Annotated in this window: 28 protein-coding genes and 6 pseudogenes; 17 read left to right on the top strand and 17 right to left on the bottom strand. The window is 66.8% G+C overall.

Translation table 11 applies throughout. The features are described 5' to 3' along the window. Positions 1–31: 31 nt before the first annotated feature. From ABZ930_RS36915 to ABZ930_RS36900, 4 genes are all read right to left on the bottom strand, one after another. Positions 32–2,386, bottom strand: coding sequence for an MMPL family transporter (locus ABZ930_RS36915; RefSeq protein ID WP_361558333.1), 2,355 nt, complete (start codon positions 2,384–2,386; stop codon positions 32–34). Positions 2,387–2,820: 434 nt separating this feature from the next. Next, positions 2,821–3,021 carry a hypothetical protein gene (locus ABZ930_RS36910; protein WP_361558330.1) on the bottom strand — a complete coding sequence of 67 codons (201 nt, stop codon included), beginning with the start codon at positions 3,019–3,021 and terminating at the stop codon, positions 2,821–2,823. Between the two features lie 216 nt (positions 3,022–3,237). Further along, positions 3,238–3,588, bottom strand: a complete 351-nt coding sequence (locus tag ABZ930_RS36905) for a TetR-like C-terminal domain-containing protein (protein ID WP_361558377.1) — start codon at positions 3,586–3,588, stop codon at positions 3,238–3,240. A 211-nt stretch (positions 3,589–3,799) separates the two neighbouring features. Continuing rightward, on the bottom strand, positions 3,800–3,967 hold the full coding sequence (locus ABZ930_RS36900; RefSeq protein WP_361558328.1) for a hypothetical protein: 168 nt from the start codon (positions 3,965–3,967) through the stop codon (positions 3,800–3,802). A gap of 570 nt (positions 3,968–4,537) precedes the next feature. On the opposite strand from ABZ930_RS36900, the gene ABZ930_RS36895 reads away from it, so the two are divergent. The 3 genes from ABZ930_RS36895 to ABZ930_RS36885 all read left to right on the top strand — a co-directional run bounded on the left by ABZ930_RS36895 (position 4,538) and on the right by ABZ930_RS36885 (position 6,744). After that, positions 4,538–4,888, top strand: coding sequence for a hypothetical protein (locus ABZ930_RS36895; protein WP_361558325.1), 351 nt, complete (start codon positions 4,538–4,540; stop codon positions 4,886–4,888). Positions 4,889–5,052: 164 nt separating this feature from the next. After that, on the top strand, positions 5,053–6,222 hold the full coding sequence (locus tag ABZ930_RS36890) for a hypothetical protein (protein WP_361558322.1): 1,170 nt from the start codon (positions 5,053–5,055) through the stop codon (positions 6,220–6,222). Positions 6,223–6,249: 27 nt separating this feature from the next. Next, positions 6,250–6,744 carry a hypothetical protein gene (locus ABZ930_RS36885; protein ID WP_361558319.1) on the top strand — a complete coding sequence of 165 codons (495 nt, stop codon included), beginning with the start codon at positions 6,250–6,252 and terminating at the stop codon, positions 6,742–6,744. Between the two features lie 152 nt (positions 6,745–6,896). Here ABZ930_RS36885 and ABZ930_RS36880 read toward each other — a convergent pair whose 3' ends face one another. Continuing rightward, entirely contained in the window at positions 6,897–7,112 is a 216-nt protein-coding gene (locus ABZ930_RS36880; RefSeq protein ID WP_361558316.1) for a transposase, read from the bottom strand. Between the two features lie 118 nt (positions 7,113–7,230). Next, positions 7,231–7,839: a hypothetical protein gene (locus ABZ930_RS36875; RefSeq protein WP_361558313.1), complete on the bottom strand. Its 609-nt coding sequence runs from the start codon at positions 7,837–7,839 to the stop codon at positions 7,231–7,233. Between the two features lie 31 nt (positions 7,840–7,870). On the opposite strand from ABZ930_RS36875, the gene ABZ930_RS36870 reads away from it, so the two are divergent. The 4 genes and pseudogenes from ABZ930_RS36870 to ABZ930_RS36855 all read left to right on the top strand — a co-directional run. Beyond that, entirely contained in the window at positions 7,871–8,014 is a 144-nt protein-coding gene (locus ABZ930_RS36870; protein WP_361558310.1) for a hypothetical protein, read from the top strand. Positions 8,015–8,370: 356 nt separating this feature from the next. Then, entirely contained in the window at positions 8,371–8,730 is a 360-nt protein-coding gene (locus tag ABZ930_RS36865; protein WP_361558307.1) for a hypothetical protein, read from the top strand. 552 nt (positions 8,731–9,282) lie between these two features. After that, positions 9,283–10,461, top strand: coding sequence for a Cmx/CmrA family chloramphenicol efflux MFS transporter (locus ABZ930_RS36860; protein ID WP_361558304.1), 1,179 nt, complete (start codon positions 9,283–9,285; stop codon positions 10,459–10,461). Between the two features lie 6 nt (positions 10,462–10,467). Further along, positions 10,468–10,686: pseudogene (locus tag ABZ930_RS36855) on the top strand (integrase core domain-containing protein); the annotation flags it as partial. Positions 10,687–10,732: 46 nt separating this feature from the next. Here the strand turns inward: ABZ930_RS36855 and ABZ930_RS36850 are convergent. Together ABZ930_RS36850 and ABZ930_RS36845 are read right to left on the bottom strand one after the other, a co-directional pair. Next, positions 10,733–11,664 (bottom strand): annotated as a pseudogene (locus ABZ930_RS36850) (IS5 family transposase). Positions 11,665–11,691: 27 nt separating this feature from the next. Beyond that, a pseudogene (locus tag ABZ930_RS36845) lies at positions 11,692–12,609 on the bottom strand (IS5 family transposase). 259 nt (positions 12,610–12,868) lie between these two features. On the opposite strand from ABZ930_RS36845, the gene ABZ930_RS36840 reads away from it, so the two are divergent. After that, a complete protein-coding gene (locus ABZ930_RS36840; protein WP_361558301.1) occupies positions 12,869–13,738 on the top strand; it encodes an IS5 family transposase in 870 nt (289 codons plus the stop codon). 28 nt (positions 13,739–13,766) lie between these two features. Beyond that, on the top strand, positions 13,767–14,138 hold the full coding sequence (locus ABZ930_RS36835; RefSeq protein WP_361558298.1) for a hypothetical protein: 372 nt from the start codon (positions 13,767–13,769) through the stop codon (positions 14,136–14,138). A gap of 45 nt (positions 14,139–14,183) precedes the next feature. Here ABZ930_RS36835 and ABZ930_RS36830 read toward each other — a convergent pair whose 3' ends face one another. Continuing rightward, positions 14,184–14,459 (bottom strand): hypothetical protein, encoded by a 276-nt coding sequence (locus ABZ930_RS36830; RefSeq protein ID WP_361558295.1) that lies wholly within the window; start codon positions 14,457–14,459, stop codon positions 14,184–14,186. A 352-nt stretch (positions 14,460–14,811) separates the two neighbouring features. Here ABZ930_RS36830 and ABZ930_RS36825 point away from each other — a divergent pair, with 352 nt between their 5' ends. Next, complete coding sequence (locus ABZ930_RS36825) at positions 14,812–15,204, top strand: hypothetical protein (RefSeq protein ID WP_361558292.1); 393 nt, start codon at positions 14,812–14,814, stop codon at positions 15,202–15,204. Between the two features lie 439 nt (positions 15,205–15,643). Here ABZ930_RS36825 and ABZ930_RS36820 read toward each other — a convergent pair whose 3' ends face one another. The 3 genes from ABZ930_RS36820 to ABZ930_RS36810 all read right to left on the bottom strand — a co-directional run bounded on the left by ABZ930_RS36820 (position 15,644) and on the right by ABZ930_RS36810 (position 18,074). Further along, the gene (locus tag ABZ930_RS36820; RefSeq protein WP_361558289.1) at positions 15,644–16,309 is read right to left on the bottom strand and encodes a hypothetical protein; all 666 of its coding nucleotides are present in this window, start codon (positions 16,307–16,309) and stop codon (positions 15,644–15,646) included. Positions 16,310–16,497: 188 nt separating this feature from the next. Beyond that, entirely contained in the window at positions 16,498–17,268 is a 771-nt protein-coding gene (locus tag ABZ930_RS36815; protein ID WP_361558286.1) for a hypothetical protein, read from the bottom strand. A 362-nt stretch (positions 17,269–17,630) separates the two neighbouring features. After that, positions 17,631–18,074 (bottom strand): hypothetical protein, encoded by a 444-nt coding sequence (locus ABZ930_RS36810; RefSeq protein ID WP_361558283.1) that lies wholly within the window; start codon positions 18,072–18,074, stop codon positions 17,631–17,633. A gap of 210 nt (positions 18,075–18,284) precedes the next feature. On the opposite strand from ABZ930_RS36810, the pseudogene ABZ930_RS36805 reads away from it, so the two are divergent. Further along, a pseudogene (locus tag ABZ930_RS36805) lies at positions 18,285–18,481 on the top strand (IS5/IS1182 family transposase); the annotation flags it as partial. A gap of 37 nt (positions 18,482–18,518) precedes the next feature. On the opposite strand, the gene ABZ930_RS36800 reads toward ABZ930_RS36805, so the two are convergent. Beyond that, positions 18,519–18,701 (bottom strand): hypothetical protein, encoded by a 183-nt coding sequence (locus ABZ930_RS36800; RefSeq protein ID WP_361558280.1) that lies wholly within the window; start codon positions 18,699–18,701, stop codon positions 18,519–18,521. On the opposite strand from ABZ930_RS36800, the pseudogene ABZ930_RS36795 reads away from it, so the two are divergent. Next, positions 18,689–18,802: pseudogene (locus ABZ930_RS36795) on the top strand (transcriptional regulator); the annotation flags it as partial. The gene ABZ930_RS36800 and the pseudogene ABZ930_RS36795 sit on opposite strands and share 13 nt — an antisense overlap. A gap of 148 nt (positions 18,803–18,950) precedes the next feature. Here the strand turns inward: ABZ930_RS36795 and ABZ930_RS36790 are convergent. Next, entirely contained in the window at positions 18,951–19,874 is a 924-nt protein-coding gene (locus ABZ930_RS36790) for a LysR family transcriptional regulator (protein ID WP_361558277.1), read from the bottom strand. Positions 19,875–19,991: 117 nt separating this feature from the next. On the opposite strand from ABZ930_RS36790, the gene ABZ930_RS36785 reads away from it, so the two are divergent. The 5 genes from ABZ930_RS36785 to ABZ930_RS36765 all read left to right on the top strand — a co-directional run bounded on the left by ABZ930_RS36785 (position 19,992) and on the right by ABZ930_RS36765 (position 23,869). After that, positions 19,992–20,384, top strand: a complete 393-nt coding sequence (locus tag ABZ930_RS36785; RefSeq protein ID WP_361558274.1) for a VOC family protein — start codon at positions 19,992–19,994, stop codon at positions 20,382–20,384. Positions 20,385–20,550: 166 nt separating this feature from the next. After that, positions 20,551–21,555: an ATP-binding cassette domain-containing protein gene (locus ABZ930_RS36780; RefSeq protein ID WP_361558271.1), complete on the top strand. Its 1,005-nt coding sequence runs from the start codon at positions 20,551–20,553 to the stop codon at positions 21,553–21,555. Then, complete coding sequence (locus tag ABZ930_RS36775) at positions 21,552–22,328, top strand: ABC transporter permease (protein WP_361558268.1); 777 nt, start codon at positions 21,552–21,554, stop codon at positions 22,326–22,328. The genes ABZ930_RS36780 and ABZ930_RS36775 overlap by 4 nt, the downstream gene beginning before the upstream one ends. Positions 22,329–22,697: 369 nt before the next feature. After that, on the top strand, positions 22,698–23,222 hold the full coding sequence (locus ABZ930_RS36770; RefSeq protein ID WP_361558266.1) for a MarR family transcriptional regulator: 525 nt from the start codon (positions 22,698–22,700) through the stop codon (positions 23,220–23,222). 140 nt (positions 23,223–23,362) lie between these two features. Next, complete coding sequence (locus ABZ930_RS36765) at positions 23,363–23,869, top strand: hypothetical protein (protein WP_361558263.1); 507 nt, start codon at positions 23,363–23,365, stop codon at positions 23,867–23,869. A gap of 151 nt (positions 23,870–24,020) precedes the next feature. On the opposite strand, the gene ABZ930_RS36760 is transcribed toward ABZ930_RS36765, so the two are convergent. The 3 genes and pseudogenes from ABZ930_RS36760 to ABZ930_RS36750 form a co-directional block, all read right to left on the bottom strand. Then, positions 24,021–24,434 (bottom strand): DUF4190 domain-containing protein, encoded by a 414-nt coding sequence (locus ABZ930_RS36760; protein ID WP_361558260.1) that lies wholly within the window; start codon positions 24,432–24,434, stop codon positions 24,021–24,023. 115 nt (positions 24,435–24,549) lie between these two features. Next, positions 24,550–24,751 (bottom strand): annotated as a pseudogene (locus tag ABZ930_RS36755) (IS5/IS1182 family transposase); the annotation flags it as partial. 42 nt (positions 24,752–24,793) lie between these two features. Continuing rightward, a complete protein-coding gene (locus ABZ930_RS36750) occupies positions 24,794–25,219 on the bottom strand; it encodes a hypothetical protein (RefSeq protein WP_361558374.1) in 426 nt (141 codons plus the stop codon). Between the last annotated feature and the right edge of the window lie 298 nt (positions 25,220–25,517).

Genomic DNA, 25,517 nt, shown 5'->3' with positions numbered 1-25,517 from the left:
GGCGACCCGTGGGCCGGGGAGGGAGCCGAGGTCAGACGCCTACCTTGTCCGGCTCGTCGGGCACGGCGCCCAGAGCGCCGCGGCCGGTGTCCTCGGCCGGCAGATGGTCGAGGGCTTCGCCTTCCACGTCGACGTGCGGCAGGATCCGGTCCAGCCACTTGGGCAGCCACCAGGCCCGCTCACCGAGCAGGGCGAGGACGGCGGGCACGATGGCCATGCGGACGACGAAGGCGTCCAGGAGCACCGCGGCGGCCAGGCCGAACCCGATCATTTTGATCATGGAGCCGTTCTCGGTGATGAAGCCGGAGAACACGGCGATCATGATGAGGGCTGCGGCCACGACGACCCGGGCGCTGTGCTTGAACCCGGACACCACTGCCTGCCGGGCGTCCTCGCCGCGGGTGTAGGACTCGCGCATCCGTGAGACGAGGAAGACCTCGTAGTCCATGGCCAGGCCGAACACGATGCCCACCAGGAAGATCGGCATGAGGCTCATGATCGGGCCGGTCTGCTGGATACCGAAGAGACTGGCGAGGTGGCCCTGCTGGAAGACCAGCACCACTGTGCCGAGGGCCGCCAGGACCGAGAGCAGAAAGCCGAGCGCGGCCTTGAGGGGCACGAACACGGACCGGAAGAGCACCATCAGCAGCAGGAAGGCCAGGCCGACGATGGTGATGAGGTAGGGCACCAGCGCGGACTGGACCTTGGCGGCGACGTCGATGTTCAGTGCGGTCGTGCCGGTGACCTCGAACGTGGCGGACGTGCCCGACTCCAGGGCCGGGCGTTCGCCGCGGATGGAGGTGACCAGGTCCTTGGTCTTCGCGTCGGTCGGGGCGGTGGACGGCGTGGCCTGGAACACCGCGGTGTCGCCGGCCTTGTTGAAGTTCGCCGGGGAGACCGAGACGATCCCGTCGGTGCCGGCGATCTTGCTGCTGATCTCGGAAACGGCCGCCTTGGGGTCGGGTGCCCCCTGGGCGTCGACCACGACGGTCAGCGGACCGTTGAAACCGGGGCCGAAGCCCTCGGCGAGCTCGTCGTAGGCACGGCGCTGGGTCGTCGAGGTCGACAGGGCCTCATCTCCCGGCATGCCCAGCTGCAGGCTCGCCGCCGGAACAGCGAGCGCGCCCAGGCCCAGAACGCCAAGGATCAGAACCGGCAGTGGACGACGCAGCACGAAGCGCGCCCAGCGGGTGCCCATGTTGGGACGGGCTTCCTTCGACGCCGAAGAAGCGGCCTCCGCGATACCGGCCCACTGCGCGACCGGCGCGTGCGTGGTGGACGCGGCAACGGCGGCCGCCTCCCCGGAGCCCTCCTGCTTGCCGCGCTTGCGGGAACGCAATCCCTTCGATGCGCGACCCGCGCCCTTGCGCATACGGCGCGGCAGCACGGCGTTCGGCCAGAATCCGAGGATCGCCGGCACGAAGGTCAGCGCGGCCAGGACGGCGATCAGGACCGCGCCCGCGGCGGCCAGGCCCATCTGCGTCAGGCTCGGCACCCCGACCACCGCGAGACCGGCCAGGGCGATGATCACGGTGAGGCCGGCGAAGACGACCGACGAACCGGCAGTGCCGACCGCGCGCCCCGCCGCCTCCTTAGGCGCGTGGCCCTTGCCGCGTTCCTCGCGGAAGCGGGAGACGATGAACAGCGCGTAGTCGATACCGACCGCCAGGCCCAGCATCATCCCCAGCGTGCTGGCGTCCGAGGACAGTCCCAGCGGCCCGGCCAGCAGCATGATCGCGAACAGGCTCACGGCGACGCCCACGATCGCGGTCAGCAGCGGCAGACCGGCCGCGGCCAGCGAACCGAAGGTGACCAGCAGCACGAGGGCTGCCACGGAGATGCCGACGATCTCGGCGATGCCGCTCAGTCCGTCGTCGGCCTCCATCGCGGAGCCGCCCAGGTCGACGGTCAGGCCCGCGTCGCGTGCCTGGTCGGTGGCGTCCTCCACGGCGGTGCGGCTGGCGTCGGTGACGTCGTCGGCGGCCACCTTGTAGGTGACGCTCGCGTACGCGGTCGAACCGTCCTTGCTGACTGCCTTCGACGTGAAGGGGTCCGCGACGCCGGCCACCTGCGCGCCGCCGCCCAGGGCATCCACTGTCTTCTCGATGGCCTGCCGGTTGTCGGTCGCGGTCACCTTCTGCCCGTCGGGGGCGGCAAAGACGATGGTGGCGCCGGCGCTGTCGGCGGTGGCTCCGGGGAAGCGTTCCTGCATGAGGTCGTAGGCCTGCTGGGACTCGATTCCCGGCATCGACTCGTCCCCGCTGGAGGCCTCGGGCGCCTGCATCGCGCCCACTCCCACGGCGGCCAGGACTGCCACCCATATCAGGGCGACCCAGCCTCGTCGCCGGAAGGCCCAGCGGCCTAGTCGATAGAGAAAAGTTGCCATGGCAGGCGCTCCTGATCCACTCGTGATTGCCTCCCAAGCCTGTCTTTTGAGGGCCCCTCCCGTCGTCGTGCGGCTGCTGTCATTGCGCCGTGGTGGAGGTGCAGCAGGCGTCTCCTGCAGTTGTAGGAGACGCCTGCTGCACCTGGTCCGGCTTCTGCATCTGGCACACGCGCCCTGAGGGCCGTCTGCCCACGCACCGGGGCCGCGGTGAGCACGGCCGATGTCCTCTCCGGCCGCTCCTACCTCTGTATGAGGCCGAGGACAGCCCGGGCACACGCGGCCCGTGGCAGGTACTGCCCGAGGACCGGAGCGGCGGCGGGCGAGCGCTGTGATGGTGTCGGATCGTGCGCTGCCGGCCGGTGCCTCCCCCATCGTGTGAGGGGCCTGCTTTGCGGCGCCGGCACGGTGGGGCCCTTGGTGGAGTGGGTGGGTGCTCAGCGCTGGGCGGGCCGGGGCAGCAGAAGGGCCGCGACGACTCCCAACGCAAGGATGGCGGCGCAGGTCCCGAACGCGACGGTGAAGCCTGTATCGGTCGGTTCGTTCCGCAGGGCGTTCGCTGTGAGCAGCGCGGCCAGGACGGCGGTACCGATGCTGCCGCCGATGGTGCGCATCAGGGTGTTCAAGCCGGTGGCCACGCCCGTCTGGGCGGGCGGCACGGCGGCAAAGACGGCATTAGGGCGCGTATCGAGTCGTGACCAATGAGCACCGCGCCTTCCGGGCTGGGTGCCCCGGCGGGGGTACGGGGCCGGCAATCTGCGGCTGTGCCGTGTGGGCGCGAGTGACCGGAAGCGATACCGCGGGCAAGCGGCGGGGCCCGAGGACCCCGGCCGTGTGCCATCCGAGATGGTACGTCAGAACATGGCGAGCCGGTCCACCAGCAGCTCAGTCCTGCGCTCGGTGTCCTCCGGCGGGAGCCGTCCCGCTCGGGTCAGGGTGGCCGGTCCATGCAGGGACGCCCAGAACGTCTTGGTGAACAGCTCCGGGCGCACGCCCTCCCCGGCGACCTCGCTGAGGCACTCCAGCAGCGCGGCGAAGGCGTCCTTCAACGGTTCAGGGGTGTCCTCCTGCGCGTACGCCAGGCCGCCGTCGAGCTGGAACAGGGCGTCGTAGACCGCCGGATGGCGTTCGGCGAAGGTGAGATAGGCACGGGCCAGCGCGGTGACCCGGGCGCGGGGGCCGTCGGCGGCGGTCGCGGCCCGCATCGCCACGGCCAGATCGGCCATCGGCTGCCGCGAGGCGGTGCCGAAGGCCGACCGACCGCCTTCGACGCCGAGGCCTACAAACAGCGCACCGCATGACCGTCATCACCAAAGCCGTCCTCACCCTGGAGAGGCAACGCTGAAAACGCTCACTGACCGGGCACGACCGAGGGCGCCACGGGAGCCGCCCCCGCGGTGCCCTCGGCATGTGTGGCTACTGGTAGCCGTCCTTGATCAGGACGAACGGCCCCACGCGGTTCCGGTTGGCACAGGGCGCGGCCGGATGATGATCGATGTCGCCGTACGCGTAGGCAACAACCTCTATGTCACCGTGCTCGGAGCGGATCGTCTCCAGGCTCTCGACGATCTCAGTGATACGCATAGCCAGCACGCTACCGGCCACACACAACCACAGGCGGATCTGAGCATTCCGGCATCGGCATATCTGCGCCGTCCCTACACTCGGCGGCATGGGGGCAACTTGGCGGACTTTTGCGCGTGGCTTCGGGGCGGTGTTCGACCTCACGGGCACGGCCGCTGCGGAGCGGGCGGAACGCCGCAGGTTTTCCATGGCTGAAGTCGCGGACTACTACTCGCATTCGTACGCACCCGCCAGGGCGGCCGCTCGAAGCTATGCCAGTTCAGTAGCCGCCGAATCAAGAGCCCGCCGACAGGATCGGGCACGCGCGTTTCGATATGCGCTGTGGGTCCTGGGGGCGTCAGCGCTCGGCACGGCCATCGTCACTACCGTCGCCCTGGTCATGCCCACCCATGTCGGCGGGTTGAATGCCCTTTGGGTCATCGGGCCTTCCCTCGGAGTCCTGGCGACAATCGTGGTGGGAGTCGTGCGCCACGCAGTCAGCGCGCTACTCGACCTGATTCCCCGGCTTGAAGGATCCGGAGATAGGGGCCGCACACGTCGCAAGCAGGACCACACTTCGGGGGGCGATTCATGACGGAGGCATATTGGAAGTCGCTCCCGCCCGCCGAGGAGATTGAGAAGTGGAACGCTCTCTACCCGGAGCGGGAACTAGGGGTCAGGGCTTTTGAAATGGTGGAGCGCGAGCAGAGGCACGAGCACCGTATTCGCTGGGCGTCGATTGTCACGTCCACGGCCGTCGCGGCGGGCGCACTCATCGGCGCAATCTACTTCATCGGACACGGGAACACGGCTGCCGGGGCGGCTCTCAGCCTGTCGTCCACTGGCGGCATCGTCACGACATACCTGACAAGGCTTCTTCCGGGCCGCTCGTCCGCGCAGGCAGCGACACCCGCACCGAGTCCCGCCGAGGGTGCCGCCTGACCTCCCCTACCGGCCGAGGCGCAGCGCGCGGCCGAGGTAAAGGCCCGTGCCGAGGGTATCGATTCAAAGGTTCGGGACTGCAACCAGCGCGACAGACGCGTAACGCACCTTATTGCGAGAGTACTTGACCGGTCCGGCGCCTTCTTTTTTCGGCGGGAGATCTCATGTACGTCACGACACTTCCGATCAACGTGTTCCTCAGACACCTGTTGTCCGCATCCGAAATGATCAACCACTTGGGCACCGTGCTGCTGCTGGCCCGCACGGTTGAGGCCGGCGCCCAGCAGCAGGAAATGATCGATGGATGGACGAGCTTTCATGATCTGACCGGTGCGTCACTGTCCGTGCTATGTCCAGTAGCACCGTCGGGCCCGTCCACAGACAGCGGGAGCATCGGTGGTTTCCCTGACCCCAGAAGGATGGAGCTGGCGGCGGCCGAAGGGATGCGAGTCGATGTCCCGGCGACGGGCGGGACATTCGAGAGAGCCTTCTGGGACTCCCTCAGGCAGGAACCTGATTTCGGCCGGTCGAACGACAAGATCCGGCGCCCTGGCGAAGATCACAAGAGGGGGTGGACGCGGGCGGTTACCAGCGCAGCTGGATTTTTCGGACTCAATCAATTATTTATGCCGTGTCTTGTAATATTGAGCACGCGGGAGCGGCACGGCATGGTTGTCGACATCGAGAAAGATCTCTCCCTCTACGAGCTGTTCGACCAACTCCTCGCGCGTATCGGCACCGCCCCCGCCCAGCTCGATGACCTGCTGGGGCAACGGCGATCGACTCAGTGGCAACTGAACGATCTGACGGATCGAAGAGTGCGCCTTGAGCCCCAGCAGGTCAGCGCCATCACGCGGCGTCTCGGAGAGGTCGAGCACATGGCCCCCGACCTGATCGCGGAATGCCGCACCCTCCTGGAGAACATCGGGAGAGACGATGCGTCGGCCAGGGATCTCTCCCAGAGGCTCCGGGAGTTGATTCTCATACTGCCTCCACCTCAAGAACTCCGTCTCCATAACCTTCGCAGCGACGTTCGCCCACGCCTACAGCGGGTCGTCACGAAGATCGAGAGGTCACTACCCTCAGCGGAGGAACTGAGCACAATTCCCCAGCTGCAGACGAAGGTGGATCGACTGGATGAACAGATCCCCCCATTGCAGCAACTGGTGGATTCGCTTTCCCTCTCAAGTGCCGTGCTCAGCGCGGCGGAAGAGATCCTCGCCCCGCTGGAGAAGCAGCGTCTGACTCCTCCGGAGGCCCTTGCCAACTGGTCCTTCACATACCTGAAGCGCAGGCAGGGGATTACGCCCCCGACCGTACGCAGATCTGCCTGAGCAGGATTCCGGAAGAGTAGTGATGCCATGCCGGAGAGCAACATCAGGATGGTTCTCGGTGCGCTTTTGGATGATCAGCTCGTTGAGGAGCGCAAGATCAAGGAGTCGTTGATCCAGCGCAGCAATGCGGTGGTGAGCAGCAGCGGCGTCCTGGTCGCCCTCGTACTGGGAGCCGCTTCGGTCAGCGGCCGGGCTCCTCAAGGACGCCTGCCTGCTTCCGTGGCGGTTATCACCGTTGCCGCGCTGGCCCTCTTCGTCGTCGCCGCCGCCACGGCGTTGACGGTGAGTACTCCGCGCCGCCAGCCCACGATTAGCACTCTGTGGCTGAGGGAGATCTGGAATGGCCCCGATCCAGACCCTTCCTCAACGTCGCATCAGGTCCGACTGGACCTCCTCGACGGCCTGCGCGACGCGAACCGTTCGGCAGCGCGGCTACTGGTCTGCTCACTGGTCCTTGAAGTGGCGGCGGTGGCCCTACTGTCTCTCGCTGTGGCCGTCACGCTGATCCAGGCGGGCGCATGAGGTGTCCGAGGACCATGCGGCCGATCCAGCGGCGACGAAGCGTTGCCGCTCATAGCAGCGACGCGCCAATTCGTTCCACGATCCCGGTGGTGCGGGCGGTCGATGTCGCCTTCGGCGTCGGCCGGGGCGAGCAGAGCGGTGAAGAGCCGCTCTCACGTGCCGTCGATCGCACAGTTCCGCAGCCGGGTGTACACGCCTTTCCAAGAGCCGTACTCAGCAGGCAGATGCACCCACTGCGAGCCGGTCTGGAACTTCCACGCGATCGCGTCGATGACCTGGCGGTGATCCCGCCACCGGCCGCCCCGCTTCGCCGTCCGATCGGGTAACAACGGCTCTATTCGCACCCACTGCGCGTCAGTCAACGGCACGACCGGACCAACGATCCGATGATCGGTAAGAAACGGCCTAGAAGACCCACCCAGGGCATCAGACTCTGCGCCTGTGCCGTCGCCGTAGCGCCACGCACTGGATCTCGTGCGTTGGCTTCTAACCTTGCGAGGCCTTATTGACTTGCACGACAAGTATCTTCGCGATCGGTTGGATGTCACCGGGCTGCTTGAGTTTCTCTCCCACAATGCCGACCACCACCCTGTCGACCCGCATCGTCACCCGAGTCACGTAGCCATCCGACTCGTTCTCGGACCACGCCTCTGTGACCTGTGCGCCAGCGTTGATCTGCGTTGGCTGCGGTGACAGACGGCTCCGTCCCGAGCTTGCCAGATTCTTCATGACGGCGTCCGCGGCCTTGATGGATTCGAAGGACAAGACGACCACGTGCGCCGTGTGCTCAAAATCCCCATCTCCCCGGTTCACGGTTCCTTGGTCGTACGAGTCGGTTCCCATGACGACCTGACCGGCTGATCTGCAGCTCGCGGCCATAGACAGGCATTTCGTGAAGGCGTCCTTCCCCTCGAGAACCTGGGGATCTGCCTCACCTCGCCACCCGGCGGGAAGGCTCTCGCGATCGGGCATCGCGCTACGCATCTGCGCTGGCGTGAGCTCAACCGGAGATCCGCCCCCATTGTTTCCCGCACAAGCGGCCATGCTGATCACACAAGCAACCACAAGAGTCAGGTCTCGAAACAATGCACGCACGCCAACTCCCCTCCCCCGTAGATGCTTTGACGTGACCAGTGAATCCCATCGGCTGCTCAGGTACCACAAGCACGGCAGCGAGCTGCAGCCACATCTGTTGAGGCCAGGAGCGGGCGAGGAGAAGGCGAGCGCGGCCCGGTTCACCGGCTGGGGCTTCCTGGACCTCATCGCCTAGTCACGATCAGGCAGCCATCCGTAGCCACGGGTGCTGCGCGACGTGTCGCAGCGCGCCAACGTGAAGCTCAGCCTGATCTCTGAGCACGTTCTTGCGTTCGCGCAGGACGGCACGATGCCAGACGTCGAGCGAACGCAGTTGGACCAGGCCATCGCCCGATACGCGGCACTCTGGGCACCTGCATCTGGCCCTAAGCGCTGAAGGCCGCCCGCAGAAACAGCATCAGGACCTCTTAGAGATCGCCAAGCAGGTGCCACAACCACGGCCACGCATCTCCAAACCTCAGGACGGTGCCAGAGCGCTGACTCGACGCCGCGGCGGAGCAGGTGGTCAGGCGGGCCCCTACTGTCACCGGCATGGTTCTGTCTTCGCGCACGTCCCCTGCCCGGTGGTTACTTGAGGCCACCTGCCACTCCACCCACAGCGACGGCCCCGCGTGGCAAGAGCAGCTCCAACTCCTTTGTTTCATCGGCCACTTCGACAAAGCCCGCGATGTCTGGGTGGTGCGCATCGGCGTTCTTGACATCAAGGCGCTCGCGACGTTGAACACGCTCTTCGAAGCGGCGGCCCGCTGTCGTACCCGCGTCAGCTTCCAGCCGGTCACCGCTCCCCCGAGCTGGAGCGGCCCTGTTTTCACTGGAGAAGGCGATCTAGCGCGGCTCGCCGCGTCAGCAGCCGACCAGGGCCGCCGGCTCGGGCATCTGCCAGCAGCCTGATCTACACGCTGGGGCAGCGCAGTCGGCACGGTTGCCGCCGGCGGGCTCAGGGCTGCGGGCGACGATCCAGCTTTTGATCTCGGCGGCTACCTCGGGCAGGCTCAGAGCCTGCGGGCGCCGCCAGCACGGCTCCGGGATTACCCAGGCGAACCTGCGGATCGACCGCGCCTGCTCCGCGCCCTCCTCGACGACTCCCCCAAGCAGCGAGCTGCGCCGCCAGTTCGGTACCGGGAATTTCCAGGACCAGTCCTCCCTCTTCCCTCCCTGCGAACGACGGCCCTACGAGATGTTGCGCGACATGACGTTGGTGGCACAGGCCGATGTCAGTGAAACCAAGATGCTTCGACGGGCAACGGTCAGGTAGCGTGCGCGCCATGTCGAGTCCCGAGTCAGACGAGGTGGGGGCTTTCGGTCACGCCGTCAGCCCCCTGAACCACTGAGCCCGTAGCCCTGCCGTCACGCCGCATTCTGCGGCGGGGCGAGTGTGCCCTTGGGGCTGGCCGCGGTGACGAGATGACCTTCTCGTGCTTCTCCTCACCTCGGAGCCACTCGATGCCTCTCCCGCTGTACCTGCTTGCCCTGGCGGTCTTCGCCATGGGCACCTCGGAGTTCATGCTCGCCGGCCTCTTGCCGGACATCGCCTCAGACCTCGACGTCACAGTCGGGACAGCCGGCACGCTCACCTCGGCCTTCGCGGTCGGCATGATCGTCGGCGCCCCCCTGGTGGGCGCGCTTGCCCGCAACTGGCCCAAGCGCTCAAGCCTTCTCGGGTTCATCCTCACTTTCGCGGCAGCTCACGCCGTGGGGGCCATCACCACCAGCTTCCTTATCCTGTTCGCCACCCGGGTCGTCGCCGCGCTCGCGAACGCAGGGTTCCTTGCCGTCGCTCTGACGGCTGCTGCCACGCTTGTTTCACCCGATAAGAAGGGACGCGCGCTGGCCGTGCTGCTGTCAGGCACGACGGTGGCCACGGTCGCCGGTGTCCCTGGCGGCTCGGTGCTCGGCACGCTGCTCGGCTGGCGAGCCACATTCTGGGCCGTCGCCGCTTTCTGTCTGCCCGCAGCTCTTGGCATCCTGAAAGGAATCCCGGCAGGGCGTGATGAGGATGAAGCGGCTGGCGGGCCAGCGTTGCGAGCGGAGCTCGCCCAGCTCACACGGCCGCGGTTGATTCTGGTGATGCTGCTCGGCGCGCTGGTGAACTCGGCAACCTTCGGGAGCCTCACCTTCCTCGCCCCCGTGGTGACCGACAGCGCCGGGCTGGGCGATTTGTGGATTTCTGTCGCTCTGGTGCTCTTCGGCGCCGGATCCTTCGTGGGCGTCACCGTCGCCGGGCGGCTGTCCGACCGGCGTCCCGGTCTGGTCATCGCAGTCGGCGGTCCGCTGCTGCTCATCGGCTGGCCGGCCCTGGCGATGCTGGCCAACGAGCCGGTCGCCCTGTTCTTCCTCCTGTTCGTGCAAGGCGCACTTTCGTTCGCGCTGGGCAGCACGCTGATTACGCGGGTCCTCTACGAAGCCGCGGGAGCCCCCACCATGGCTGGCTCGTATGCGACCGCGGCGCTCAACGTGGGCGCCGCCGTCGGCCCCGTCATCGCTGCGGCCACCTTCAACACCGAAGCCGGGGACCTCGGGCCGCTCTGGACAAGCGGACTCCTCGTCGCGGTCGCACTGCTCATCGCATTCCCCCTCCTCACCGCCATCACGGCCGACCGGAGCACTGAGGTGCTCCAGTGACACAACACGCCCCGGCACAACGGCAAGGTCGAGCGCTACCAGCGCATCCTCACCGAAGAACGCCTCCACGCCAGGCAGTGGACCTCTGAAGCAGACCGAGCTCGGGCGATCGCGGTCTGGAACGGGCACTACAACTACCACCGGCCTCACACCGCCGCCAGCAATCGTCCTCCAGCCTCACGCGTCCACGCGAGCGTCACCACCGTCATGGCCAGCAACACCTAGGCCCGCATGTTCGAAGCCTGCAGTCAGTTGGGGACTGTTTCTCGGATCATGTGCGGAGCCAGATGGTGAGGGCTGTCAGGGTGACGGTGCCGAGGTAGATGTAGGCACGTTTCTCGTAGCGGGTGGCGACGGTACGGAATCCTTTGAGTCGGTTGATGGCTCGCTCGACGGTGTTGCGTTTCTTGTAGCGTTCGCTGTCGAAGCCGGTGGGGCGGCCACCGTCCGATCCCCGGTTCTGCCGGTGTCTTCGCTGGTCGACACGTTCGGGGATGGTGTGCCGGATTCCGCGTCGCCGCAGGTAGTGACGGTTCTTCCGGGACGCGTAGGCCTTGTTCGCCAGCACACGGTCGGGTCGGCTGCGTGGGCGTCCAACTCCTGTGCGGGGCACGGAGATCAGCTCCAGGACCCGTTCGAGCTGCGGGCCGTCTCCGTAGTGTCCGGGTGTCAGGACGAGGGTGAGGGGCCGGCATCGTCCGTCGGCGACGAGGTGGATTTTGGTGGTGAAGCCGCCGCGGGAACGTCCCAGGCATTCGCCGAGTTGACCACCTCCTCCAGCCGGACGGCCAGTTTCCGCAGCACCGGATCGGCATGGTTCGTCCCCTCGCCCGCCCCCTTTTGAGGAGTCACGGGCGGGGGTTCCTTCCTCGCGCCCGCGGCGTGCTGGTGAGCCCGTACTGCCGTGGAGTACACCGAAACGTCCCAGTCGATGCGGCCCTCGGCATCCTCGGCGGCTTGGACGCGAGACAGCAGCATCACCCACGCCCCTGCCGCCGACCAGCGGCGATGCCGTTTGTAGACCGTCTCCCAGGGGCCGAACCGCTCGGGCAGATCCCGCCACTGCACACCCGTCCGCACCCGGTACAGCACCCCGCTGATCACTCGCCGATGATCACTCCACCGGCCCCCACGCGTCCCGCCACGAGGCAGCAACGACTCCAGCCGATTCCACTCCGCATTCGTCAGATCCCCACGACTCATACACCCAGCCTGGGCCCAACACCCCGCTCACGTAGGGAGATCCGAGAAACAGTCCCTAGGCCGCTGACTGAGTGTTTCGACCTGTGGGGTGTTTTTGGTTCCGGGGTAGGTGCCGCGGCAGTTGGGGGTGGCTTCGCCAGTGAGGCGGCGGGCCATGAGGTCGTTCATCGCGAGATGGATCATGGCTTCGGAGCGGTGGGCAAGGCGCTCGTAGTCGCGGGCGAGGCGGCGGTGGTGCATGTGCCAGCCGATGGTGCGCTCGATGGTCCAGCGTCACGGGATGATGGTGAACCCGCGGGTGCCGGGCGGACGTTGGACGGGATGGACGTCGATGCCGAGGCGGGCGCCGTGGTCGATGGCAGTGGTGCGGTAGCCGGTGTCCACCCACGCCTTGCGGATACGCGGGTGGGTGGCGGCGATGCGGGACAGCAGCGTCACCCCGGCCGCGGTGTCGCAGACGCTGGCCGCGGCGACCAGGACGGTCAGCAGCAGGCCGAGCGTGTCGCAGCCCAGGTGGCGCTTGCGTCCGATGATCCGCTCCCCGGCGTCGGTGCCCTGGTCGGCCAGGTGCGCGTTGGCGGAGGTCTTGATGGTCTGCGAGTCGAGCGCACAGGCCGACGGCTCGGCGTCACGGCCCTCGCGTGCGCGGACAAGGCGCCGCAGCACGCCGGTGAGCTGGGCGTCAACGCCGTCGTGCTGCCAGCGGGCGAAGTAGCCGTAGACGGTGTTCCAGGGCGGGAAGTCGTGCGGCAGGTAGCGCCAGGCGATGCCGGTGCGGTCCACGTACAGGATCGCGTTCAGGACCTGGCGCAGGTCGTGCTCGGGCGGACGGCCCATGGTCAGGGCGTGTCGGCGGCGCTCGGCTCGCCAGGCGGTGAGCACGGGTTCGATCAGTTCCCAGCGTTGGTCGGACAGGTCACTGGGATACCTGTCGCGCGGGTCCATGTTGCAGAAATACCGCGGCGGGCGCGGCCCGGCCAGGGGGCATCTGGCGCCGGGGCGGGGTGATTTGGGAGGAGACGGAAGAGGCCGGGAGGAAACAGTCCTCGTCCGTCACAGACCACCCTCCTCTCCCCCCCCTCCCGGCTCACGCCATTGCCACCAGAAAACCCGGCCAGACAGCAATGAAACAGCGCTAAACACTCAGTAGGCCGTGTTTTGAAAGTCGGCTCTGTTCCTCGTCCTGCATCGCGATGATCTCGGTGTGGGGCGAGGGGATCTTTCTGACGAGCAGTGGGCTGTGTTGGAGCCGCTGTTGCCGGTCGCCGTGCTGGGGCGGCCGTCGTTGCGTCGGCGGAGGCTGATGGACGGGATCCGGTGGCGGGTGCGGACCCGTGCTCCGTGGAGGGATCTGCCGTCGGAGTACGGGCCGTGGCGGACGGTTTATGGGCTGTTCCGGCGTTGGCAGCGTGACGGCACCTGGCCCGAACTGCTGACCCGGCTGCGGGCCCGGGCGGACGCGGCGGGGCTGATCGTCTGGGAGATCAATGTCGACTCAACGATCTGCCGGGCCCATCAGAACGCCGCGGGCGCCCGCCGCGACGGGCATGCACAGAAGGAACCGCCGGGCGGCACCCGCACCGAGCCCGAGGATCACGGCCTGGGCCGCTCACGGGGAGGCTTCACCACCAAGATCCACTTGGCCTACGAGCAGGGCCAACGGCCGCTGTCTTTGCTGATCACCGCAGGCCAGCGCGGTGACAGTCCCCAGTCCACCACCGTCTTGGAGGGCATTCAAGTGCCCCGCATCGGACCCGGCCGTCCCCGTGTCCGGCCCCTGCGAGTGCGGGGCGACAAGGCGTATTCCTCCCGCGCCAACCGGGCCTACCTGCGAAGACGCGGAATCCGGTGCACGATCCCGGAGCCTGCCGACCAGGCCGCCAACCGCAAACGACGCGGGAAGGTCGGCGAGCGGCCTCCAGCCTTCGACCGCGAGGACTACAAGGCCCGGCACGCGGTCGAATGCGGGATCAACCGGCTCAAGCGCAACCGCGCGGTCGCCACCCAGTTCGACAAACTCGGTGTCCGCTTCGAAACCACAGTCCTGATCGCCGCCATCGGCGAATGGCTGTGACCGGGCCGAGCTGTCAGTTCCTCATGCCATGCTGACCGCGACCCAGGTAACAGGCGAGGGAGACGCAACGGTGGGGGCTCAGTACTACGGCGCAGACAGCGAGAACGGCGACCGCATCGACGACCCTTCCGAGGACGCGCTGTTCATGATGATCAGCGACCTCAACAACTCCGACAACACCTTCGTCGTCGTCCAACCTGATGAAGACGACCCCGTCTGGTTCGCCTCTGTGGCCGTTCTGGACGAAGGCGGCTACGAGATCGTCCGCCGTGACACCACCCGCAACGAGCACGAGGTCACCACGGCGACCAGCATCAACGACATTGCCCGCGACCTCACCATCTGGTTGGCCGCCTGCGACTTCCCCGGACGGCTAACCACGCAGGTCAGCGAGTTCTAAAACATGGCCTAGCCCACTTGGTCTGGTCGCGTACGCAGCGTGAGCTCAGGAGTCTTCCGCAACCAGGCCGAACCCCTCAGGAAAGCCTTCCAAGAACTCCCGACGCGAGGGGTCAGTTTCCTCGGCAGTCATCGAACCGAGCACGTCCATGAACTCGTTTCGCTGATCATTCGACAGGTGAGACACGAGAGCGGCGACGCCTTCCAGCACCTTCACCGCGTCATCCGGGTCCATCTGCTCGTCCTCGCACCCCTCCACGAACCAGAGGACATCGACCAGCGCCTCTGCCAGAGCGCGTGTCAGCGACGGATACGCGGACATAAAACGGCCTCCTCCACAGCAGCTGCCCGAGCGCGGCCATCTCACCACAGGCCACTGATATCACTGCCGCTCACCCAACACCGGTGGTGGACCATGGACACCTTCAAACCCTGTCCATAACTTCGGCTCGTACCACCAGCCGAGCCCCTAGGGCAGGTGTGGTGCCTGGTGTGCCAGGGCCACCTCGATCGGGTATTCCACAGCCTCACCCTGTCCCCCCCGTCCCGCCAGGTCGCGCGCGGGTGTGGCTGAGCACTTCAGTGGCCACTCTGAGCGCTGTGTTTGGCCTCGAAGCCATAACCACAACGGGATACGTCATCCAGACAAGAGGCGCGGGCGGCAGGCTCGCTTCATGGCAGATGACGTCGTGGGGAGCCAGGTCGCCGGCCTTCGGGTCGAGTGTGAAGAGCAAGCCCGCAAGAACCGCTTCCGTCGGCAGTTCTGGCGGTTCACCCATGCCGCGCTTGGACTGCTCGCTGCCGTGTTAGCCGGGATCTCGGGCGCAACGGGGCTCTCTTCAGCAGATGCTCGTATCCCGGCGGCCGTGCTGGCACTCATCAGCGCAGGACTTGGTGCTGCTATCACCTTTCTGAAGCCGGAGGTGCATCAGCAAGCTGCTCACGCACGCCGCAGGGCCTACTTGGCATTGGAGGTGGAGGCCCGCTTCGGGCTGGCACAGGCGGCTCCAGTGGCGGGCCCGTACCTCTGGCCGTCTACAGGGGCCTGCTGGAACGTCGGAGGATGATCATCGCAGGTCAGCTCGACGAACTTGTTCAGCGGATTGCTGAGGGGGGAGCGCCTGCCGACTCGGAGGCTGACGACTGAGGACTTTCGTGCGGCGAATTCGTGCGACTCCTGGAAGCAACAGAGACCGTCGGCGAGTGCCGGAGGGGCCAACTGGAGCACTCAATGGCCAACTGAGGCGCTCAGTCACAGCGGGACTTGTGACTGGTCGCGAGACGTCGCCAGCGGAGCCCGCCGAGCAGCCACGATGTTCCCCACCGCGATCGATGGTTGGCACCGTTTGGTCATCGTTGATGGTACTTGCTCGGGTTGGTCGGCCGACGTGTCACCAGCGTTCAACTGTTCTCTCCGGCAGGGATCTTGCTCAGCTCGATGCGAATGAGAGCTATGGCGCGGGCTGCTCGGGCAAGGAGATGCTCGGATCTCGGTGGCGCCGGCGATCAGCCGCCGTGAAGCCCCCATTCGTCGAGGCCGCCGTACACGTGGGCTTCAAGGCATCGCGGAGCATCCATGCCGACGGCCTCGCCACGGTAAAGAGCGACGAGCGAGTCTTTGCCCCGCCACCAGGTGTCCGTCACGCCCTGCACTTCCGGCACCGGCTCGAAGCCGACGAGGTCCAGCGACTCGACGGCCTTCCCCTTGACCCTTGTCACGGTCTTGGCCCAGCGTCCGGCATGGGCGGCGAGCGCCAAGGACTCCACCCATCCGTCTGTGCTGGCATGCAGTGGTGTCCAGCGGTAGGCATCGATCCCGAATGCACCGTCGGAGCCGATCATGAATCCGTAGGCCATGGACACCCGACAGCTTCCAGCCGGAAACGACCAGCCCTCAGCGGCCGAGCCCTCGAGACAATCGGCTTCCAGGATGCGGGGACCGCCCTCGTAGAACGGAGCCGGTGGCAGCGCAAGACCGCCCCAACGGTCCTGGAAAGCTGCAGCCCGGTCGATCTCCACGGCCGGGACCCCGTGCTCGACCCACCTCTGTCGGTACGGCCCGAGGCCATGCCGAGGAACAAGAAGACCGTCCACCTCGACGAACCTTCTGGCCCGGTCGGTCAGGCCAGCAGGCGCGACCGGGATGGGCGATGCGGGAGTGGCGGCCGTCATGGTGCCGGAGTTTATCGGCGGGTCCGGTCGCGTTCTATGTCCGTCGTCGCGACCAGATGTCGTCTATCGCGTCCAGTCACAGTTGTGACTGAGCGCGGTAGTTGGCTCCAAAGGACAACTCCGATGCACAGAACAGGAGCAGGTGGAGGCGACGTGGTCGATGGCTGGCCATGCGTCGCTCAGGGCAGTCAGGCCCAGGGGTCATCGGACGGTTCGGGCGCTTCGGGATGGAGCATGCGACGGACGCAGTCCAGGAGCCCCGGCACGCCGCGTCCAGCGGCGGCCATCCAGGGCAGGGCGTCCATGGCACGGGCGCGTTCTTCGGTGGCGAGGGCTTCGACGGCGGCGTGCAGGGCATCGGGGACGGGTTCGTCGGTGAGGCAGAGCCAGCCGATCGCAGCGGCAAGGCGGACTTCAGGTGCCTGCGCCTGGTCCTGCCACAGCTCACGGATCCATGCGGTGGCCTGCTCGTACGGGTGGGCACGTGTGCTCTCGGCCGTGGCGAGAACCAAGGCAGCCCGGACCATGGGGTCCTGCTCCGTGGCGAACCGGGTAGCGAAGGCGCGTCGGACCGTATGCCCGGGGTCGGCCGCGGTGGCGAGCGCGTAGGAGGCGTCGATGCGCATGGCGGGGTCTGCGTCATCGAGGAGAGGCAGGAGCGTGGGGGCTCCGGTGGTGATCGCGTCTCGGGCGGCGGCCACCGACCAGCCTGCCGGGTAGCCGGTCACCTCGACGCCGTAGTCGTCGTAGCCATCGTGCTGGGGGCCGGAGCGATGCAGGAGGAGTTCGTCGCGGGAGGCGACACCGAAGTAGCGGGCGCGGGCCGGGGCGGCGAGACCACCGAGGGCATCGGCGCGGTGTCGATGGTGGGGATCGGTGGCGATCCGGATCAGGAACGGGACGGCGAGAACGGCGGCGGCCCGACTGTCGTCGGCGCACATGCCGATCAGGACACCCATCAAGTTACGTGCCGGTTCGTCCCCGGCGTGCAGCAGGCGAACGGCCTCCCGGGCCTTCTCCCCGTGAGGGAAGTTTCCCCAAGGAAGGGCGTCGAGAGCGGCTCCCTCAAAGGTCCCGGGCCGGATGGTCTCCACGACAGCCCGGACGTCGAACGGGCCTCCCGAGAGGGGTGCCAGATCGTCCCCGTCCACCAGCGCCCGACACATCGCGAACGTCGGATCAGTCCGCCAGTCCCCCACACCACACCATCCCACGATCAATCCAACGAGATTCGATCATGCGCGATTCAGACGACGCGAAGCCACCCAGTCAGTCAGACCGCTGCATGCCGCAGACCATCGCAAGCCCAGAGAACCCCAGCTCAGTGCTTAATCTCTTTGGCTTCGTACCCTGCGAGCCCCGCCGTGACGAGGGCCGGCACGAGGGCGTGCAGGTACCAGGCGAGGTCAGTGAACGCAGGCGCTGCCGGGATGTGCCGGCGGTCGATGCTGGGCGAGAACAAGACTTCCTTGCGGCCGGGCGTCAGCATGAACATCCCGCCGGTCCCGGCTTCTGGGTGGTAGACGTTAATGGCCACGGTGTACGGCAGGTTGCCGGGCGCATCCAGGCGTACCAGCACCTCATCGATGTCTTCGGGGGCGCTGGCGTACCACTCGTACCTGTCATCCGCGTCGTTGATCATGTGGGTGACATCCCCGACTGGGTCCTCCACCGACCAGCCCACCGAAATGAGGGCATCCACGATCGCGCGTGCGGTGGTCGGATGCGTGAACGTGAAGTCGATGTCGGCGTCTCTGGATCCCACGGAACCTCCGCTCAGCGTGGCGCAGCCACGCATGCTCGCCCTTCGAACGCAGGGCCGTCGATCGATTTTCCATCAGGTCCAGGCCTCGGCCGTCGCTGAGACGGTGCGCCATGGACGGCTCCGACGGCCAACTTTGTTGCTCAGGATCCGTTCGCGTAGATGCTGAGGGTGTGGGTGTGGGAGCGTTCGCCCCAACGGCCGCGGTGCAACCACGGCGCCCGCCTCGGCATCGACGTCCGCCCCGTTCAACGCCCGCCCGACAGCGCGGGATTCACCATCGTCCCGCGGCGCTGGACCATCGAGCGCACCACCCGCACCGATCCGAGGCCGTGATCCGACTCGCGATGATCGACCTCATGGCCCACCGCCTGACCGGCGAAGCCACCCCCAACTGGCGCGGCACCTGACCCGGCACCAAACACCCACGCCGGGCGAAACGCTCAGTTAGGCGGCGGGTGTCCAGTTGCCGGTGCGTGCGGTGTCGGCTGCGCGGTCGCGGTTCAGGCGGCGCTTTTCGATGGCGCGGGTTGTCGCCCAGAGCAAGGCGGTGAGGCGCAGGGCGGCCCAGGTGAGATAGAGGACGGTGCGGTGGGTGTGGATCCCGCTGAGGGTGTATCCGGCAACCATCCGAGATCGCCCTGCACCTGAAGGCTTTCGAGCAGCTGCGCTGCATGGCCGTGTACGGGCCCGACGCCCGCGCACTCATCACCCGCGCCATCGACGCCCTCGATCATGCCGAGGCACGATCCGTCCGGCGCGCACCGAAGCGTAAAACGAGAGAAGTACCGAGTCGAGGCAGTCAGGACGCCAATCGAGACGGCGTCTTTGCACGGTTGGGAATCTGCGGTCTGCTCGCGGACATCGCACCCGACGGTGTCAGTGTCCTGTGGAGCCGTTTTCGGGCAGGGGCGCCTCGGCAGCGGCGGCTTCAAGCACGGTCTGAACGAACGCGCGAACCTTGGCGGTGTTCCCCGTGACCGGCCAGACCAGGCCGTAGTGGACAGACGGTGCGTCGCTGAAAGGGACGTAGACGATGTCCGGACGGGAGTAGTAGTGCGCCGCGCGCAGGCACGTCGGGGAGACTCCCTTGCCCGCACCGACCTGGGCAAGCACATCCTGCCAGGCCGTGACCGATGGGCCTCGGGGAATGACCCTGCCCATGGGAGTGCGATGGGGGTAGTGGAGGTCGAGAAAGTACCCTGGCTGATCGGTGACCGAGATCAGCGGTGCGTCTGCGAGGTCTTCCATAGATACGGTCGCGCGCGCGGCGAAGGGATGGTCTGCGGGCACAACGAGTGCCCTGGGCTCGGTGAAGAGCACCGGGCCGTTGACCATGTCGGGCTCTTCGACCGGCAGCTCGATGAGCTGGAGATCGCAGCTCCCGTCGCGCATCGGCGTGAGAGGTTCATCCAGCTGGGAGTTCCGGAACTGGATCACGCAGTGCGGGTGGCGGGTGCGGAAGAGGTCGGCGGCCGCCACGATCAGGTTGCCGCACCAGGCAGCTGAGTACCCGACTGTGAGTTCCCCGGTGAAGGTCCGGCCCGCTTCGACAGCTGCGGCCAGTGTCTCCTGGATCTGCCGGTACCCCTGCGACAGACCATCTCGCAGCTGTGTTCCGATCGGGGTCAGTTGAACGCTGCGGCTGGTGCGCTTGAAGAGCTCGGTGCCGATGACGCGTTCCTGCTTCTTGATGGCCTGGCTGACGCGGGCCGGGGTGACGTGCAACCGGTCCGCGGTACGACCGAAATGCAGTTCCTCGGCCAGGACCAGGAAAATCTCTATCTCGCGCAGCTCCAGCATCCCGCCCCCGTCGACCGTGAAGTCTCAGGTTAACTATGCGCGCAGAAGAAGACGTTGATCAACCTCCGCGTCAAGCTGATCCTTGAGCGACAACAGTCACCGCGGAAAGGACCAGCTGTGAACATCGTGGCGTCGGCACTGTTGCTCACCGTCGCCGATCCGGCGGCGTCGAGTCGTTTCTTCACCTCCCACCTGGGCTTTCGCGAGGTCCTGCTCACTCCGGAGGTCATCCACCTCGCACGGGACGACGCGGCTGCCGACCTCGTCGTACTCCAAGCCCCGGCGGGCAAGGAGCAGCCTGCTCACGGGAGGTCGTCGCCGTCCCCAGAAGTCGCACTCTGTCTCAACGTCACCGGCCTCCCTGCCGAATACGAGCGGCTTCGGCGAGAGCGTGCGAACGTTTCCGTGCCGCTGCGCCAAGAAGAGTGGGGTGAGTGGGCGCTGCAACTCACCGACCCCAATGGAGTGGTGATCCGGCTCGTGGAGTGGATACCACCGGTCGGCGCCTGACCTCACCTGACCATCGGGGCACTGCCCCTGTTACCTGGGGCGTTTCCGCCCGCGCGCCTGGCAGGGGCGTACACCCCCGCACGTACAGGGACCGGCTCTTTCACCTGCCGGCCTTGCATCCGCCTGCTTGACCCTTGAACGGAAGGACGTCATGTCATCATCTGTCATGTCCGCACCACTTCTTGAGGACGGTCTTCGGGTGCCTGCCGCACTCTGCGCTGCTGGTCTGCGCAAGTCGTACGGCAACAAGATCGTCCTCAACGGGATCGACCTGACGGTCCCCCAGGGCACGGTCTTCTCCCTGCTCGGCCCCAACGGCGCGGGCAAGACCACCGTGGTCAAAATCCTCTCCACTCTGATCAGTGCGGACGCCGGCTCCGGAACCATTCGCGTCGGCGGCTACGACCTGGCCACCCAGGCGCAGGCAGCCCGCTCGATGATCGGCGTGACGGGGCAGTTTTCCGCCGTCGACGGGTTGATCACCGGCCTGGAGAACATGCTCCTCATGGCCGACCTGCACCACCTGCCCAAGAGCGAAAGGCGGCGGGTGTGCGACGAGTTACTGGACCGCTTCGACCTCACCGAGGCCGCGAACAAGCCGGCCTCCACCTACTCCGGTGGCATGAAGCGCCGCCTCGACATCGCCATGACCTTGGTCGGCAGCCCACGGATCATCTTCCTCGACGAGCCGACCACCGGCCTCGACCCGCGCTCCCGACACAACATGTGGCAGATCATCCGCTCCCTGGTCTCCGACGGTGTCACCGTCTTCCTCACCACCCAGTACCTGGAGGAAGCCGACGAACTGGCCGACCGCATCGCAGTGTTGAGCGATGGCACGATCGCCGCCGAGGGAACCGCGGAGGAACTCAAGCGCATCGTGCCCGGCGGTCACGTCCGTCTCCGCTTCACCGACCCGGCCGCGTACCGCACCGCCGTCGCCACCCTTGAGGAGGGCGCGGTCGACGACGAGGCCCTCACCCTTCGGATCCCCAGCGACGGCACCCAGCGCTCCCTGCGCATGCTGCTCCACCGGCTCGACACCGCAGGCATCGAGGCCGACGAGCTGACCGTGCACACCCCCGACCTCGACGACGTCTTCTTCGCCCTCACCGGCCACCCCACCACCGCCCCCGCCCAGAACACAGAGCCGAAGGAAGCCGTGCGATGAGCTCCCTCTCCCTCGCCGTACGCGATTCGTCCACGATGCTGCGCCGCAACCTGCTGCACGCCCGCCGCTACCCGTCCCTCACCCTCAACCTGCTGCTCACCCCGGTGATGCTTCTGCTGCTGTTCGTCTACATCTTCGGCGACACCATGAGCGGCGGCGCGGGACGCTCCGCATACATCGCCTACATCGTCCCCGGCATCCTGCTGATGACGATCGGCTCAACCACGATCGGCACCGCAGTCTCCGTCTCCACCGACATGAACGAGGGCATCATCGCCCGCTTTCGCACCATGGCGATCCACCGCAGCTCCATCCTCTTCGGCCACGTCGTCGGCAGCGTCGTGCAGACCCTGCTCAGTCTGATCCTGGTCAGCGTCATCGGTGTCGCCATGGGCTTCCGCTCCACCGACGCCACCGCCCTGGAATGGCTCGCCGCCTTCGGCCTGCTCGCCTTCTTCACCCTCGCCTTCACCTGGATCGCGGTCGGCATGGGCCTCGGCAGCCCGAACGCCGAGGCCGCCAGCAACAACGCCATGCCGCTGATCCTGCTCCCCCTCATTTCCAGCGCCTTCGTCCCGCTCGACTCGATGCCCGGGTGGTTCCAGCCGATCGCCGAGTACCAGCCCTTCACCCCCGCCATCGAAACCCTTCGCGGCCTCGTCCTCGGAACCGAGGTCGGCAACAACTGGTGGATCGCCCTCCTCTGGTGCACCGCCCTCACCTTCCTCGGCCACCGCTGGTCCCAGTCCCAGTTCGACGCCGAACCGCGATAACCCAGTCCGTCGTGGCACAGGAGCCCCCCTGCGAATCCGCCACAGCGCGTCCCTACGTCGTGCGCTGTCTTCGCTACCTACCGCGGTCTCCTGCGTCACGTCGCTCTCAGAGCAGCCCTGATGCCTGGTTGCGCACAGACAGAAGCGGTGCGGCCAACGTTCGGCGTGGCAGCCTCCCACCAGCCTGCTGGACGAAGTCGGCGGATGTCCGAGCATCTGGGCCAAGTGCACAAGCACCTGTGTGTGTGGGGGCAGAACAGTAGTAGGCGACGTCGGACGTCTTGAACACATCACCGTGGGGTGCACGCTGGACAGGACCACAGACCCCGCCGACGCACCCCCGCCCAGGGCGCGTTTTAGAAGTTGCTGGTGCGCTGGGTGGTCCGTCCGGGGAAGTCGCGGGCGGCCATCCAGATCGTGAGGTCGTGGGCGATTCGGTTCGCTGGCCCACTCCCCCACGGCATCACGGCAAGCACCATCGAGGCCCTCGCCGCGCTGACGGCCCTGTGGACCAAGGCCTCTCGCACTAGCCCGTCGCAGCTGTCCGCACTGCAGCTGCAGACGCTGCTCGCAGTCCGCGACACTCCCCGCACCAACCTCAAAGCCCTCTGTCAGCAGGTGGGCGCCTCTGCCTCCACGGCCAGCCGACTGTGCGGACGGCTCGAAGCCGCCGGACTACTGCGCCGCGTGCCCGTTCCTGCAAGCCGCCGCGAGATATCGCTGATGCTCACCCCGTGTGGAACAAAGCTCCTGGAAGCGGTGGCCGCGCAACGGGCCCGCGCCCTGGAAGCGGTCCTGGTCCGAACGCCTACAGTTACGTGCAATGAGCTGGTGGCGGGACTGCACGCACTGGCGGCAGTCTTACGTCCAGGCGACGTCCACGGCCCCGGCTGAGCTCTCACCGGCCGTTCAGCATCGCCGAGCCGCACGGCGTGGACAGCCTTCGGGACCGCGGCTACAAGGATCCTTCTGCGCCCAGTTGACGCAGCCCGTCGAAGCGGCTGGCGGCGAGGGGAAGGACCGCCTCGACACCGGTGATCTGCAAACGCGCCGTACTGGCGGGTGCAACCGACCGCACTGAGCAGCGGATGCTTCCTGACAGCATGGTCGGAGCACGTCGCCAGCAGATGGCTGAGCAGAGCACTGTCAGCGAAGGTCAGCATCGAGAAATCGATCAAGGTCGCATCCGTCGCGCGGACTTGAAGGGCCCACGCAAAGGCCTCAACGATCTCCCTGACATCGCTTGCGTCCACATCACCGTGCGGGCGGACCACAGCTATGCGTTCTTGGCGCTCAAGCGCTATTTTGTCCGCACCGAAATCCATGACACCCCCACCGCACGCAGCCCGTTCCTCTCAGTCCCCGGGGCAGGGTGCAGGACCCGGACACGGGCCACGACGTCCGTGAGGGCGCGCGGCTGGGCCCTGTGGAAGCCGGTGCTGATTTTGTCGGAGTGTCTCGACACGAACCCGAAGAAGGCCGCGGACACTCACCGCGTCATCGACGCGGTACTGAGCGACCACCGGCAGGCCGGAACCTGAGCGACCCTGTCGCGGCGTTATGCGCCCTCCGCCTCGTCCGCCGCACGCAGGGACGAACGCGCAGCCGTCAGGAGCCCGGTGTAACAAGAGGGCGGCGCGAGCAGCGCCGCCCTCTCGCCCGCGGGGCCGGAGCCGGGCCCGCCCGGCCCTATCAGTTGCCGTTCATATCCTTCTCGAAGTCCCGCTTGCAGGCTTCGCGTTCGCTCTGCGAGTCGGCGTGCTTGACGCAGTCGTCGAAGTTCTTGTACTCGTCGGAGTTCAAGAACGAGGCACCGATGGCGATGATGATCGCGCTCGCGACGAGACCCAGCGCGCCGAGCACGGCTCCGACGATCGCCATCACCCTGTGGGGAGCCCTGCCGCCGCGTGCTCTGCGGGCGCCGATGATACCGAGGACCAGAGCCAGGATGCCGAGCACGATACCGCCGAAGACGGTCCAGAACGACAGCAGAGCGACGATTCCGAGCACCAGCGCCGCGATCGCCAGACCGTTGGACTGCCGGGCCGGTGGCCGGTCCGTGGCCGGTGAGTTGTAGGCCGGGTACTTGGGGTCGGGGTGAGACACGCGGCTGCTCCCTTGTCTGCTCGGGTGGGGTAACTCGTCGTGCCGGACCGTTTGCCCCGCGAAAGGCGGCAGATTCCCTTCCGCTTACGAGCCTGCTCCTGATGAGTGTTTAGTTCTGTTTCGTCAAGTTGGTGCGCCAGTAAGCCGTGACCAGCAGCACCCGGTCCTCCAGCGGCAGGCTCCACGGCCGGCCTCTGCGGACTGCGCCAGCTCCTTCGTGCCGCAGCTGTGTCACCAACGTGCCGAATCAGCGGGGGGCTCAACCCGGTGAACGGGGCTATCCAGGACGGCTGCGACACCGTGATCAAACCAGCCACGACGGGAGCCTCACACGGTTCCCGCCGTGACTGATGTGCTGATCACTTGCTGGACAGGCGGAGATCTCCGGACCAGGTCTCACACCGGACACGGCCGGAGCCGAAGGAGATCTCCAGTGCGAGCCGCCCGCTGTTCGGGGCACCCTCTTCGCTGACTGCCAGTACCCTCTCGCCGAGGTGATCTGCGAACGCGGTCTCGCCGCTGATCGGCGCCACCTCGACGCGACCTGACTCCGCCATGTCGTATCCCGCGAAGGGCGTCGACGTCTCCACGATCAGGCACCAGTCCGAACCGGTCGTGATGTGCGTGGCGACCGCCTCACTGTCGATCAGCCACACGTCCAGCGGGCCGGACGGAGCCTCCGAGCCGTACAGATGCCACGAGGCGACCACTTGCTCAAGACGGCGTCCGACCAGGTAGTCAGGACGCACACCGACCCCGTGCAACGGGCACTCGCTCACCCTCATCGACTCCACCCAACGACCGTACCGTCAGGCAGAGCCCCAGCTCATGCGCTTATACGGGACAAGCCTCAAGGGTGTTGCACAACGACTATCACGCCCGGATTCGGCCGCCACGGGCATGATCAACTGCCCGCTTGTGCACCGTTTTCCACCGGCCTGGCCGGCGCCCGGATCTGGAGATCGTTCGGGCCTTGTGCAACACCCTTTAAAGGGTGTTGCACAAGGCCGTGTTCGGGAAGGTCAGAGCCGGTTAGGGCGGTTTTCTGGTCATGATGCGAGGGCGAGGTTGTGCATCTGGGCG

It is taken from the genome of Streptomyces sp. NPDC046716, from assembly GCF_040645755.1.
GTDB lineage: Bacteria > Actinomycetota > Actinomycetes > Streptomycetales > Streptomycetaceae > Streptomyces.
The sequence above is the reverse complement of the archived record's forward strand: the minus strand, read 5'-3'. Positions and strand labels throughout refer to the sequence as shown.

Excerpts from the sequence above, each read along its gene's own strand:
- ABZ930_RS36825 (WP_361558292.1), top strand. The coding sequence starts at position 14,812 with ATGGCAGATGACGTCGTGGGGAGCCAGGTCGCCGGCCTTCGGGTCGAG.
- ABZ930_RS36780 (WP_361558271.1), top strand. The coding sequence starts at position 20,551 with ATGTCCGCACCACTTCTTGAGGACGGTCTTCGGGTGCCTGCCGCACTC.
- ABZ930_RS36775 (WP_361558268.1), top strand. The coding sequence starts at position 21,552 with ATGAGCTCCCTCTCCCTCGCCGTACGCGATTCGTCCACGATGCTGCGC.
- ABZ930_RS36790 (WP_361558277.1), bottom strand. The coding sequence starts at position 19,874 with ATGCTGGAGCTGCGCGAGATAGAGATTTTCCTGGTCCTGGCCGAGGAA.
- ABZ930_RS36900 (WP_361558328.1), bottom strand. The coding sequence starts at position 3,967 with ATGCGTATCACTGAGATCGTCGAGAGCCTGGAGACGATCCGCTCCGAG.
- ABZ930_RS36820 (WP_361558289.1), bottom strand. The coding sequence starts at position 16,309 with ATGACGGCCGCCACTCCCGCATCGCCCATCCCGGTCGCGCCTGCTGGC.
- ABZ930_RS36800 (WP_361558280.1), bottom strand. The coding sequence starts at position 18,701 with ATGGTTGCCGGATACACCCTCAGCGGGATCCACACCCACCGCACCGTC.
- ABZ930_RS36860 (WP_361558304.1), top strand. The coding sequence starts at position 9,283 with ATGCCTCTCCCGCTGTACCTGCTTGCCCTGGCGGTCTTCGCCATGGGC.
- ABZ930_RS36750 (WP_361558374.1), bottom strand. The coding sequence starts at position 25,219 with ATGAGGGTGAGCGAGTGCCCGTTGCACGGGGTCGGTGTGCGTCCTGAC.
- ABZ930_RS36835 (WP_361558298.1), top strand. The coding sequence starts at position 13,767 with ATGCTGACCGCGACCCAGGTAACAGGCGAGGGAGACGCAACGGTGGGG.
- ABZ930_RS36890 (WP_361558322.1), top strand. The coding sequence starts at position 5,053 with ATGTACGTCACGACACTTCCGATCAACGTGTTCCTCAGACACCTGTTG.
- ABZ930_RS36895 (WP_361558325.1), top strand. The coding sequence starts at position 4,538 with ATGACGGAGGCATATTGGAAGTCGCTCCCGCCCGCCGAGGAGATTGAG.
- ABZ930_RS36830 (WP_361558295.1), bottom strand. The coding sequence starts at position 14,459 with ATGTCCGCGTATCCGTCGCTGACACGCGCTCTGGCAGAGGCGCTGGTC.
- ABZ930_RS36885 (WP_361558319.1), top strand. The coding sequence starts at position 6,250 with ATGCCGGAGAGCAACATCAGGATGGTTCTCGGTGCGCTTTTGGATGAT.
- ABZ930_RS36905 (WP_361558377.1), bottom strand. The coding sequence starts at position 3,588 with ATGCGGGCCGCGACCGCCGCCGACGGCCCCCGCGCCCGGGTCACCGCG.
- ABZ930_RS36865 (WP_361558307.1), top strand. The coding sequence starts at position 8,371 with ATGGTTCTGTCTTCGCGCACGTCCCCTGCCCGGTGGTTACTTGAGGCC.
- ABZ930_RS36915 (WP_361558333.1), bottom strand. The coding sequence starts at position 2,386 with ATGGCAACTTTTCTCTATCGACTAGGCCGCTGGGCCTTCCGGCGACGA.
- ABZ930_RS36815 (WP_361558286.1), bottom strand. The coding sequence starts at position 17,268 with ATGGGTGTCCTGATCGGCATGTGCGCCGACGACAGTCGGGCCGCCGCC.